Here is a 12,349-nt window from a genome sequence, read left to right on the forward strand (position 1 = left end):
CCTGTTCAAGCGGTCAGCGAGCGGCGGGCCAGGCTCAGGCCCTTGATCACCGCGGTGTCGCCGTCGAAAATCTGGTAAGGGCGCTCGATGGCATCGAGCGCCAGGCCGTAGCGCCGAGTCAGCGCCTGGCCGCCGATCAAGGTGACGCTTTCTCCCTCTCGCGTAAGCGCCGCCGCCCCGGCAAGCTCGAGCCCGATCACAAGCCCGGATAGCCTGGCGGCGAGCACGCTTTTACGCCGCACGCCCTGGGGCAGCGATGAATCGAGCAGGTCCTGGGCGCGCAACCTGAAAAGCTGGCTGCTAAAGCGCGCCGGAGTTTGGAAGCTTTCGCGCACCGCGTTCTGGAAGGCAGCGTTCGAGGTCTTATCGTTTTCGTCCTCGCCAATGGAGTGGCGCAGGACCGACTGGCGCGCCAGCAGCTCATAAAGCTCGCCGGTGAGAAACGTCGCGAAGCGGGTCAGCGCGCCGTTTTCCAGCCGCGCCCATTTGGCGTGGGTGCCGGGCAGGCAGGCCAGGCCATCGAACCCGGGGGTGTCGGCGACAAGACCGGCAAGCTGGGTCTCCTCGCCGCGCATTACATCGAACCCTTCGCTCGTTTGGCGCTGGCTTACCCCGGGTAATAAGTGAACCCGGAGCGCTTGGTTATCGAGCGGTGGGTGAACCGCCCCTTGGCTTAGCCGGTCAAGCGCTGCGGGTAGGGCCAGGTACGCTGCCTCCCGCCAGCCCTGGCGGGCGCCGGCCATGCCGCACACCAGAACATCCACCTTTTTTTCGGCAAGCCAAGGCGTGACCAGGCGATAAAGCTCGCTTTCGTATTCGTTACTTGAAAGGGCGAGCATGCCCTTGTCGCTCTTGTCCTGGGCGATCACCTGGTCGTTTTGGTCCATCGCCCAGACGCGTAGATTGGATGAGCCCCAGTCCGCGGCGATCCAGTCGAGTCGTTGGCGAACATGCTGAATATCGTCTTTCACGCAAACCTCCTGGTCTTCGCTCACCACTCGGCAATGGAGCCATCTTCGTGGTGCCACACCGGGTTGCGCCAGCGGTGGCCGGTTTGGGCGCGCTCTTCGACGAAGGCTTCGTTGATCTCCACGCCGAGCCCCGGCCCTTGGGGGATGGCGCAGAAGCCGTCCTCGATGGAAAGCGCACTTTTATCCACCAGGTAGTCGAGCACGTCGTTGCCCTGATTGTAGTGAATGCCCATGCTCTGCTCCTGGATGAAGGCGTTGTGACTCACCGCATCCAGCTGGAGCGAGGCGGCCAGCGTGAGCGGGCCGAGCGGGCAGTGCGGGGCGAGTGCCACGTCGTAGGCCGAGGCGAGGGCGGCGATCTTGAGACCCTCGCTGATGCCGCCGCAGTGGGAGATATCCGGCTGGACGATATCGATCATGCCGTCCTGTAACAGGTCGCGAAACTGAAAGCGGGTGTGCAGCCGCTCGCCGGTGGCCAAAGGGTAGCCTAGCCCGCCGGCGATCTCTTTCAGGCAGGGCAGGTGCTCCGGGGCGACCGGCTCTTCGACGAACATCGGGTGGAAGGGCTCGAGCTCGCGCAAAAGTGCCTTGGCCATGGGGCGATGCACCCGGCCGTGGAAGTCGATGCCGATGCCGACATCCGGCCCGACCGCCTCGCGGGCCTCGGAAACGCGCGCCACCGCCTCGTCGATCTTTTTGTGCGAGTCGACGATCTGCATCTCCGGGGTGCCGTTCATTTTGAACGCGGTAAAGCCCTTGTCGACCAGCGCGCGAGCTCCGGCGCCGACATCAGCAGGGCGGTCGCCGCCGGTCCAGGCGTACATACGCATTTTGTCGCGCACCGCGCCGCCCAGCAATTGGTGAACCGGCACGCCCAGGTCGCGGCCTTTCAAATCCCAAAGCGCCTGGTCGATACCGGCGATGGCGCTCATCAGAATCGGCCCACCGCGGTAGAAGCCCGCGCGGTAAAGCGTGTTCCAAAGGTGCTCGATGCGGTGCGGGTCTTCACCGATCAGGTAGTCGGAAAGCTCATGCACGGCGGCCTCGACGGTAGCGGCGCGCCCCTCGATCACCGGCTCCCCCCAGCCGTACACGCCTTCGTCGGTTTCGATTTTTAAAAACAGCCAGCGGGGCGGTACCTGCCAGGTTTTAAGCCGGGTGATCTTCATACTGTGCTCCTTTAAAAAACGGTTGGGGGCTCATGGCCCGAGGCTAATCGGCCAGGCCCAGGTCCTGGGCCGTGCGCTCAAGCACTTGGTGCGCCGCGGCGCTGGCCGCCTCGGCGTCACCGGCCTTTATGGCCTCGAACAGCCGCGCGTGGCGCTTTAAGCTGTCGTTAAGCGTGGTCAGCTGGTGTTGAGAGCCTTGCACCAGCGCCATGATGCAGGGACGCAGCAGGTGGCCCATTTGCCGCCACACCAGGTTGTGGCTGGCGTTATAAATGGCGTCGTGAAACTGCACGTCGAACTCGGCGTGGCGGGCGCGGTCTTCCTGCGCGCTCTGCTGCATGCCTTCAAAGGCCTGGGTGAGGCGGTGAATATCCTCAGGCCCCGCCTTTTGGGCGGCAAGCGCCGAAACGACCGGCTCCGCCGAGAGGCGAAAAGCATAAATGGCGCGAATCAGCTGCGGGTCGAGCCGGGTCAGCCCGGTCATCCACGCGCTCATCGCGGGGTCGAGAAGGTGCCACTCGTCGATGGCGCGAACCACGCTCCCGCGCCCGGCGGTGCGGGTCAAAAGGCCGGTGGCGGTCAGCCGGGCCAGGGCGGTACGCACCTGGTTGCGGCTAATGGCAAAGTGCTTTGCGATATCGAGCTCTTTGGGAAACGTCTCGCCGGGCTGCCAATGCCCGCTCAAAAGCGCCTGGGCAAGCAGTCTTGCCAAGTCGTCGGCGTCGCCGGAGTGCGCGGGTAGGGCGTCAAGCGGCATTAAAAAAGCTCCTTCACAACGCGAAATAGGCCGTTGTGAAGGAGCTTATTAAATGTCTGACATTAAGACAAGCCGACGTTGGTCTAGTCCAAACCCTCTATATCCTGGCGGGTCGGTAGGGCGGCGTAGGCACCAGGGCGGGTCACCGCGTGGGCACCACAGCGACAGGCCAGGCGCACGGCGCGCTCAAGAAAGTCCGCGCTTTCGAGTATTTTGAGGGAGGCGGGCTCGTCGCTCATCGCCTGGCTCACGCAGGCCATAAAGCCCCCCATGAAGGCGTCGCCGCCGGCGGTGGTATCCACCGCTTTGACGCGGGGCGGGGTGATGCGCTGCGCGAGCGTCGCCGTTTTAAGGCGCACGTCGTTGGGCCCGTCGGTGATCAGTATGGCCTTGGCACCCGCGTTCAAACGCTCGGCAAGCCAGGCCTCTTCGCTGTCAGCGCCGCGCAGGTAGTCGAGCTCTTCCTGGGATACCTTGATCAGGGCCGCCAGCTCCAAAAGCGCGGTGACGCGGTGGGGCGAGGCGCTGCCCTCGGGCCACAGATTGTGGCGCAAATTGGCGTCCACGCTGACCAGCGCACCCGCCTTTTGGGCCATGCGCGTTAGCGCAAGCGTCGTATCGAAGATGCCTTCCTCGGTCAGGCTGTTGCTGCATACGTGCCAGATGAGCGGTGCCGAAAAAGTGTTCTGGGGCAGGTGCGCGGTTCGGTAGAGAAGGTCCGCCGCCGGCGGGCGGTAGAAATCGAAGGTGCGCTCACCGTGCGCGTCGCGGGAAACGAACGCCAGTGCGGTGCGCGCCTGCTGGGTAAACACCACGCCCTGGGTATCGACGCCGTGGCGCCGGAGTTCATCGACGAGAAAGCGCCCGAAGCGGTCGTCGCCCACCATGCCCAAAAACCGGCTGGGCACGCCCAGCCTGGCGCAGGCCACCGCCACGTTGGCCGGCGCCCCGCCGGCGTAGGGCGTGAAGGTTTCCGGGCCGGCTTCATCGCCCAGCCGGCTCGAGAGCATATCGACCAGGGCCTCGCCAAAGGTAACGACCGGGGTCATGCACACCTCCTTTTGCGCGTGCTCGCGCTCATTGTTTTGTATACGCCAGTTTTCTGCGAACCCGTTTTTTACGAATGGGTTTTGTTCGAGCCAAAAAGCTTGCCCGAAGGGCTAGAATACCTCTTCGTTATGTAGCGCCTCCGCTGCGCCTAAAAGCCCCGTCCAGGGGTGGGTGACCACCTGAATGGGAATGTCGGCGTTGTAGGCCTGCATGCGGCCCTTGTCGTTGAAGCTTTGGGCAAGCGCGCTGTGCGGCAACCAGTCCAGAAGCCTGGGCAAGATGCCACCGCAGAGATACACCCCACCCCGTGCGCCCAGGGTTAGCGTGGCGTCACCGCACACGTCGCCGAGTATTTTCAAAAAGCGCAAAAGCGCCGTGCGCGCAAGTTCGTCGCCCTCGTCGGCGCCCAGGCTGATCTCCGCCGGCGTCTCGAAACGCGGCGTGGCGTCGTTCATTTCACAGTACGCCAGGTAAAGCTCGAAAAGACCCTGGCCGCAGAGCACGCGCTCGACGCTGACGCGACCGTGGCGCTTTTGGAAAAACCGTAAAAGCGCGAGTTCGTGCTCGTCCACCGGGGCGAAGCTTACGTGGCCGCCCTCAGTGGGTAGCGGAATCCAGGCGTGGCGGCCGGGAAACACCCCGGCCACGCCAAGCCCGGTGCCGGGGCCGATGATCAGCCGTGCGGCGTGGGGCTGGGCATGGCCAGCCTGCACCTCGAAAAGGTGGCTTTCATCCACGTGGGGCACGCCCAGCGCCTGGGCGGTGAAATCGTTGATGACCTTGAAAACGTCCAGCCCCAGCGCGGCTTTCACCGCGCTTTTCTGAAAGTCCCAGGGGTTGTTGGTCATCTTGACCCGCTCGTTGTGGACCGGGCAGGCAAAGGCCAGGCACGCCTCGCGCGGGGCGAGCTCCTCCACCGCGCCGACCAGCTTGAGGTAGTCTTTGATCGCCTCGATGGGCCCGGCGTAGTCGGCGCAGGGCAGGTTATGCATGTCGTAAGGCGCGGTATCACCGGGGATCACCAGCGCAAAGCGGGCGTTGGTGCCGCCGATATCGCCGATCAAGGCCGGTCGCATCAGGCGTCTTCCTGGGAAATCTGGTTTTGTTGGCGCGCCAAGTCCTCGGCCTCGAAACCGCCGAACACGCCGGCGCCTTCTTCACCGCGCATCGCCAGGTGGCGAAAGCCGCCAAAGAGCTCCCGGCCCATGCCCACGTGGTACTCGTCCAGGTCGGCGTGGGCCAGGCCGCGCTTGGCCCATTCCGCCGGGTCCACTTTGGCTTCGAGCACGCCGGTGTTGGCATCCAGAAAAACCACGTCGCCGTCGCGCAGTTTGGCCAGCGGCCCGCCGTCCAGCGCTTCCGGGCTGATGTGGATCGCCGCGGGCACCTTGCCCGAGGCGCCGGACATGCGCCCGTCGGTCACCAGCGCGACCTTGAAGCCGCGGTCCTGCAATACGCCAAGGAAAGGCGTGAGCTTGTGAAGCTCCGGCATACCGTTGGCCTTGGGGCCCTGGAAGCGCACCACGACCACCACGTCGCGGTCGAGCTCACCGGCTTCGAACGCGCCTTTCATCTGGTTCTGGTCATCGAAAATACGCACCGGCGCCTCCAGCACCCGGTGCTCCTCGGTCACCGCGGAAATCTTGATCACCCCGCGGCCCAGGTTGCCGTCCAGCACGGTCAAGCCGCCGGTGGGCGCGAAAGGCGTGGCCACCGGGCGCAGCACGTTTTCGTCCAGGCTTGCATCCACGCCTTCGCGCCAAACCAGCTTGCCATCTTCCAGGAAGGGCTCCTGGGTGTAGGCGGTCAGGTCCGTGCCGAAAACGGTGGGGATGTCGCCGTGAATGAGGCCCGCGCCGAGCAGCTCGCGGAACAGATAGCTCATGCCACCGGCGGCCTGGAAGTGGTTGATGTCCGCTTGGCCGTTGGGATAAACCTGCATCAAACTCGGCGTGACCGCGGAAAGCTCGGTAAAGTCATCCCAGGTGAGCGTGATGCCCGCGGCGGCGGCCATGGCGATCAGGTGCATGGTGTGATTGGTCGAACCGCCGGAGACCAATAGCCCGACCACCGCGTTGACGATGGCACGCTCGTCGATCTGCTGATAGAACGGGCGGTACGCGCCGCCGGGTTCGGTGTTGCGAATCGCCTGCTCGGTGGCAAAGCGGGTCAGCGCCTCGCGCATCTCGGTGCCCGGGTTCACAAACGACGTGCCGGGCAGGTGCAGGCCCATCACTTCCATCATCAATTGGTTGGAGTTGGCGGTGCCGTAGAAGGTGCAGGTGCCGGGGCTGTGGTAGGACTCGGACTCGGCCTCCAGAAGCTCCGCGCGGCCCACCTTGCCTTCGGCGAAGAGCTGGCGGACCCGGGCTTTTTCCTTATTGGGCAGGCCCGATGGCATCGGCCCGGCGGGCACGAACATCGCCGGCAGGTGGCCAAAGCGCGCCGCCGCGATGAAAAGCCCGGGTACGATCTTGTCGCACACGCCCAGATAAAGCGCAGCGTCGAACATGTTGTGGGAAAGCCCCACGGCGGTGGCCATGGCGATTACATCCCGGGAGAAAAGCGAAAGCTCCATGCCCGGTTGGCCCTGGGTCACGCCGTCGCACATCGCCGGTACGCCGCCGGCGAACTGGGCGGTGGAGCCCATGGCCCGGGCCGCGCCGCGAATCGTTTCCGGAAAGGTTTCGAAGGGCTGGTGCGCCGAGAGCATGTCGTTGTAGGCCGAGATAATGCCCAGATTGGCGCTGTTCATCAGCTTCAGCGAGTCTTTCTCACCCGGGCTGCAGGCGGCAAAGCCGTGGGCCAGGTTACCGCAGGAGAGTTCGCCGCGGTGCACGCCGCGACGGTGCTGGTCGGCCATGCGCTGCTCGTACAGTGCCCGGCGCTCTTTGGAGCGCTCGGCAATGCGTTGGGTCACCTTGGCGACGGTGGCGTTTAAGGTGGCAGGCGTTGAACTCGGCATAAAAGCCTCCGCAGGGTAGAAACGGTCTTGGGGAACTGTCGTTATTTTACATTTTTAGCATCTATATGAGCGATGTTTCGCCAATAAAAAACCAAATCGGTTGTTTTATTACCTTGATCCGGTGGTTCAGTCCTTCTGCCCCAGCTCTTCTCGCCAGGTGTGGCGCGGCTCGAAACCGACCAGGCGGCGCGCTTTTTCGATGCTGTAGAAGGTCTCAAATTCCCCCATTTCGCGCTCGATGGCAACGCCTGCATAGTAGCGCTCGACCACCTGGGCATTGGTCAGACCGACGGACAGGTCGCTATTGGCCACGTTGAAGACCTCATACCCCAGGCCATCGACTTTCAAACAGCAGTCGACCATTTGGCCCAGGTCACGGGCGTCGATGTAGGCGAATATGTTGCGCCGGCGCAGGCCCGGGTCGTCCAGGTAGGCGGGAAAGTTCTCGCGGTACTCGTGGGGTTCGATGACGTTATTGATGCGCAGGCCGTAAATGTCGATGTTCGAGCGCGCCTGGAACGAGCGCGCCGTGGCCTCGTTGACCACCTTGCTCATGGCGTAGCTGTCTTCGGGAACGGTAGGGTGCGCTTCGTCGACGGGCAGGTAGTCGGGTTTGCGCTCGCCATCGGCAAAGCAAATGCCGTAGGTGGTTTCGCTCGATGCGAAGATGACCTTGGGAATGCCCAGCTTGGTGGCAGCATCGAGCATGTTATAGGTGCTTAGCGTATTGATCCGGTAGGTCTCGTTATCCGGCCGGTGCAAAATGGCCGGTATGGCGGCAAAATGCACGATGGCGTCATAGCGCGGCACGCCCGTGCCGGGTTCCAGCTCATTGGCGTTGGCGTAAGCCTGGCAGGCGTTGAAGACCTGGCCTGCATCGGTGAGATCGGTGATCAGGGTGTCGACGCCGGGCACGTCTGATTTGACCCAATCCAGGTTGGTCACCTGGTGGCCCTGGTCGCGTAGATAAGCGGTTACATGACGCCCCGCCTTGCCGCTGCCTCCAGTGAATAAAAGACGCATGGTGAGTTCTCCGATTGTTGTAATGGGTCGCGAACGCTTTTTTGCACCGTTTCAATGGCAGCGTGCCCGCCGGCCCCTGGAGTGGGCAGGCGGGCACGCTGGGCGCTTGTTTTTATCTCAAGTCATCTCAAGAGGTCGAGGTGTTTTTCTCGTCCACCTCGTCGCGTTTGATGCCAAAGAACAGCGCGTACAGCGTGGGTACGGCGATCAGCGTCAGTATAGACGCGAACAAGAGCCCGCCCATGATCGTGATCGCCATGCTGTTGAAAAAGGCGTCCCACAAAAGCGGAATCATGCCCAAAATGGTGGTGCCGGCGGCCAAAAAGACCGGCCGCAAACGGCTGATGCTGGCATCCACGAGGGCTGTGAAGCGGGCCTTGCCTTCACCGATCTGACCGTCGATCTCGTCGACCAGCACGATGGCGTTTTTCATCAGCATGCCCGAAAGGCTCAACATGCCCAAAAGCGCGGTGAACGAGAAGGGCAGGCCGGTCACGAGCAGCCCGATGACCACGCCGCACACCGACATCGGCACCACCAGCCAAACGATCAGTGGCTGTCTGAGCTTGCCAAATAGCAGAATCGAGGTGAGCACCATGATCAGAAAGCTCATCGGCAGCTGCTGACCCAATGACGCCTGGGCGTCGCCGGAGTCCTCGTGTTCGCCGCCCCACTCGAGGGTGTAGCCCGGCGGAAGCGCGATGTCTTCGATCTCGGCGCGCACGGCGTCAAACGCCTGGGCGGCGGTGTAGCCCTTGTCCGGCTCGGCGCCCACGGTCAGCGTGCGCACCCGGTTACGCCGCTCGATCAGCGCTTCTTCACTGCGTATCTCGAAGTCGTCGACCACCTGGGAGAGGGGCACGAAACGCTGCTGCGCCTGGCTATAGATCTGACGATCGCTAAGTAGCGCCACGTCGTCGCGCTCCGCCGCGGGGGCGCGGGCGGTAATCGGTATCAGGTGTTCGCCTTCGCGGTAGGTGCCGGCGCGAACGCCGGAGGAAGCGAACTGCAGCGTCTGGGCGATATCTTCGCGGGTGACGCCGGCGATGCGCGCGCGTTCTTCGTTGATGAGGGGCGCGACAATGAGCTCCTGCTGGCGCCAGTCGATACGCTCGTCGATTAAAAGCGGGTTGGCGGCCATGCGCTTTCTTGCCTCGTCGCCGAGCTTGCGCAGTACCTGGGGCGAGGGCCCGGCAAAGCGCGCTTCGATATCCGCGCCGTCGCCCGGGCCGAACTGCAGCCGCTGGGTGCGCACCTGGGCGTTGGGGAAGCGCTCGTTGAGCTCCTTGTAGAACTGACGGTCCAGCCCGTCGATGGGGTCGAGCTCATTGGTGCGAATGATGAACTGGGCGTAGCCGGTATTGGGCTGCTCCGGCGAGTAGGTGAGCATGAAGCGCGTCGCGCCGCGGCCCACGAAGCTTGCCACCGAGACCACGTCCTCCTGCTCGAGAATGTAGGCTTCGATCTCTTCGACATCGCGCAGGGTGGCGCGAATGTCCGCGCCCTGGGGCAGTTCGTAATTGATGAAGAACAGCGGCGTGCTGGAATCCGGGAAAAACGACTGGGGCACCAGCGTGAAGCCCCACATGCAGACCCCGGTAATCACCACCAGCGCGGAGACGGTAATGATGCGCACCTTGAGCGCGGCGAGCAGCAGCGTGCGATAGGTGCCGTAGACGATACCGCGGGGCTTATCGTCGTCCTGGTCATTCTGTTGGCTATCGCCGTTCTCGTCGCTTGCTTCTTCGCGCTGCTGGCTCTGCTGGGACTCTTCGTCGCTTGCTTCGTCCGCGTCGTCCTCTTCGCCTTTTTTGCGCAGCAGGTAGTAGCCGAATAGCGGGGTCGCGGTCAGCGCGAGCACCCAGCTCAGCATCAGCGATACTAAAATGACGATGAAAAGCGAGAACATGAATTCGCCGGTCACATCGCTTGAAAGGCCGATGCCCGCAAACGCCATGATGCCGATCAGCGTGGCGCCGAAAAGCGGCATCTGGGCGCGTTTGGCGGCGTCGCTTGCCGCGCGCTTGGCCTTCATGCCGCCCTTAATGTTGGTGACCATCCCTTCGGCGACCACGATGGAGTTATCCACCAGCATGCCCATGGCGATGATCAACGCGCCCAGCGATATGCGCTCCATCTCGATGTTGAAAAGGCCCATCACGAACAGCGTACCCAGCACCGTGAACAGCAGCGTACTGCCCACCACGACGCCGATCTTCCAGCCCATGACCAGACACAGCACGCCGATGACGATACCCACGGACATGGCCAGGTTGATCAAAAAGTCGTTGATCGCCTCGTTCACTACGTTGTGCTGCTCGTAAAGCGGGTGCAGCTCGACCCCCAGCGGAATGCGGGTCTGAAGCTCCTCCATGCGTGCCTCGACCGCCTCGCCGATTTCGATGATGTTTTCCGTGGCGATACCGGCGATGCCTAAGGTGAAGGCGGGCTTGCCGTTGTAGTGCACCACGTGATCCGGGATCTCCGTGGGCTGGCGGTAGATCGTCGCGATGTCCGCCAGCGCCACCTGCTCGGTGGTGCCGGGGCGGCCGATACGAATCGACTCCAAAAGCGTGGTGCTGTCGATACTGGAGCGCGCCACCAGGCGCACCTGGCGGTCGCCCACTCTGAGCGTGCCGGCGTCCTCCACGGCGTTTTCGGTTTGAATGGTGTCGATGACCTGATCGATCGTGACGCCCAGGGTGGTCAGGCGCTCGTTGGAGATATCGATATAGATCGTCTCTTCGCGCTCGCCGGCGGAACTGACCCGGGCGACCCCGGGTACGGCGAGCAGCTCCCGCTGCAAAAACGTCGAGATATCGCGAATCTCACGGGTCGAGAAGCCTTCGGCGGTGACCGCATAAAAAAGCCCGTACACCTCGCCGAAATCGTCGTTGACCTGGGACTGGAGCGCCCCCTGGGGCAGGTCGGCCTGGGCGTCGTTCACTTTGCTTCGCAGCTCGTCCCAGATTTGCGGAAGCTGGTCGCTGCCGTAGGTGTCCTGAATCTCGACCTGGATTTCCGAGCGGTTGGGCAGCGATTTGGAGTCGAGTACGTCGAGCTGCTCCATCTCCTGGATGGCACGCTCCAGGCGCTCGGTGACTTCCTCTTCGACCTCTTCGGCGGTGGCGCCGGGGTAGGGCGTGTTGATGATCGCGTAGGGAATGGTGAACGACGGGTCTTCGAGCTTGCCGACGGTGTTGAAACCCCAGATGCCGCCCAGTACGCAGATGACAACCAAAAGCCAGGTGTTGATCGGTTTTTCGATCGAGCGCTTTGCAATATCCATGACGCCCCCTTAAAGCGCGTTTTCGAGGGGTTTGACGCGCATGCCCTCGCTCAAGAGGTGCGCGCCGGTGGCGACCACGCGGGTGCCTTCTTCCAGGCCCGCAACGATCATCACCTGGTCGTCGACGATCTCGCCGACGCTAACGGTTTGGGGGCTTACCTCGCCTTCGTCGGCGTCGAACACCCACACGCGAAACGCGCCTTCTTCGTCGCTGTCCAGGGCGCTGCTGGGCAACACGATCAGCGGGCTTTCGATCTGCGCGTCGGGCTGGATGTAGACCGTGGCGGTGGTGCCGGGCAGGGCGATGAGGCCATCACCCACCGGGGCGTACTCGACCTCGTAGGTCTGGGCGACTTCGTCGGGCTCGGTCACGTGTTCGCGGTACTCGAGCACAATGCGCTGACCCGGGAGCGTGGCGATTTCCGCCTCGGCGCTGAACGCACGGCCGTTCTCCAGGTGCTGCATCAGCGCCTGGGGTACGTTGAAGCGAATGCGCAGCTCCGAGATATCCTGAATACGCACGATTTCGGTGTTGGGCGGCACGGTGGTGTAGTTCTCGACCAGGCGACGCGCGATCAGCGCATCGAAGGGCGCGTGGATCGTGGTGTAGGCGAGTTCCTGGCGAGCGGTATCGCGCTGGGTTTCGGCGCGCTCGGCCTCGGCCACGGCGGCGTCTAGCGCCGCCTGGGACGCCGCGCCTTGACTGCGTAAGGTGCGCTGGCGATCCAGATTACGCCGGGCCTGCTCGAAATCCGCCTCGGCGGCGCGCAGCTGCAGCACGTAATCGGTTTGGTCGAGCTTTGCGATCAGCTCGCCTTCGGGAATGATGGCCCCCTGAACCGCGGGGAATTCCTGTAGCCGGCCGCCGACCTGGAAGGCGTAGTCGACCGTACTGCGCGCATCGACCCGGCCCACGAAGCGCCGTCCGGGGTAGACGGACTGCTGCTTCGCTTCCACCAGTTTGACGACCTGGGCGGGGCGCTGTTGGGGTTCTTCGTCGTCACCGCAGCCGGTTAGTACCAAAAGCGTAATGAACAAAGCTATCCATGAAAAAACCGGCCTCATTGCGTCGCGTCTCCCTGCGGGCAGTAGCATTTTAAAACGGGGTGGTATTACGTCAGGCAC

At 63.3% G+C, this 12,349-nt stretch carries 9 protein-coding genes; all 9 read right to left on the reverse strand.

Annotated features, from left to right (window positions below; all coding sequences use genetic code 11):
- Positions 1-5 precede the first annotated feature (5 nt).
- The 9 genes from ACWHXT_RS06580 to ACWHXT_RS06620 all read right to left on the reverse strand — a co-directional run bounded on the left by ACWHXT_RS06580 (position 6) and on the right by ACWHXT_RS06620 (position 12,262).
- Positions 6-971, reverse strand: a complete 966-nt coding sequence (locus ACWHXT_RS06580) for a 2-dehydro-3-deoxygalactonokinase (RefSeq protein WP_447957672.1) — start codon at positions 969-971, stop codon at positions 6-8.
- Positions 972-991: 20 nt separating this feature from the next.
- Entirely contained in the window at positions 992-2,140 is a 1,149-nt protein-coding gene (gene dgoD / locus ACWHXT_RS06585) for a galactonate dehydratase (protein ID WP_447957673.1), read from the reverse strand.
- A gap of 43 nt (positions 2,141-2,183) precedes the next feature.
- Positions 2,184-2,897, reverse strand: coding sequence for a FadR/GntR family transcriptional regulator (locus tag ACWHXT_RS06590; protein ID WP_447957674.1), 714 nt, complete (start codon positions 2,895-2,897; stop codon positions 2,184-2,186).
- A gap of 83 nt (positions 2,898-2,980) precedes the next feature.
- Positions 2,981-3,946: a carbohydrate kinase family protein gene (locus tag ACWHXT_RS06595; RefSeq protein WP_447957675.1), complete on the reverse strand. Its 966-nt coding sequence runs from the start codon at positions 3,944-3,946 to the stop codon at positions 2,981-2,983.
- Between the two features lie 111 nt (positions 3,947-4,057).
- Positions 4,058-5,023, reverse strand: a complete 966-nt coding sequence (gene glk, locus ACWHXT_RS06600; protein WP_447957676.1) for a glucokinase — start codon at positions 5,021-5,023, stop codon at positions 4,058-4,060.
- Positions 5,023-6,912 (reverse strand): phosphogluconate dehydratase, encoded by a 1,890-nt coding sequence (gene edd, locus ACWHXT_RS06605; RefSeq protein WP_447957677.1) that lies wholly within the window; start codon positions 6,910-6,912, stop codon positions 5,023-5,025. Before edd ends, glk begins: the two co-directional genes overlap by 1 nt.
- A gap of 126 nt (positions 6,913-7,038) precedes the next feature.
- Entirely contained in the window at positions 7,039-7,935 is an 897-nt protein-coding gene (locus ACWHXT_RS06610) for an NAD-dependent epimerase/dehydratase family protein (RefSeq protein WP_447957678.1), read from the reverse strand.
- 127 nt (positions 7,936-8,062) lie between these two features.
- A complete protein-coding gene (locus ACWHXT_RS06615; protein WP_447957679.1) occupies positions 8,063-11,224 on the reverse strand; it encodes an efflux RND transporter permease subunit in 3,162 nt (1,053 codons plus the stop codon).
- 9 nt (positions 11,225-11,233) lie between these two features.
- Positions 11,234-12,262 carry an efflux RND transporter periplasmic adaptor subunit gene (locus tag ACWHXT_RS06620; RefSeq protein ID WP_447957680.1) on the reverse strand — a complete coding sequence of 343 codons (1,029 nt, stop codon included), beginning with the start codon at positions 12,260-12,262 and terminating at the stop codon, positions 11,234-11,236.
- Between the last annotated feature and the right edge of the window lie 87 nt (positions 12,263-12,349).

The organism is Vreelandella halophytica, from assembly GCF_968193635.1.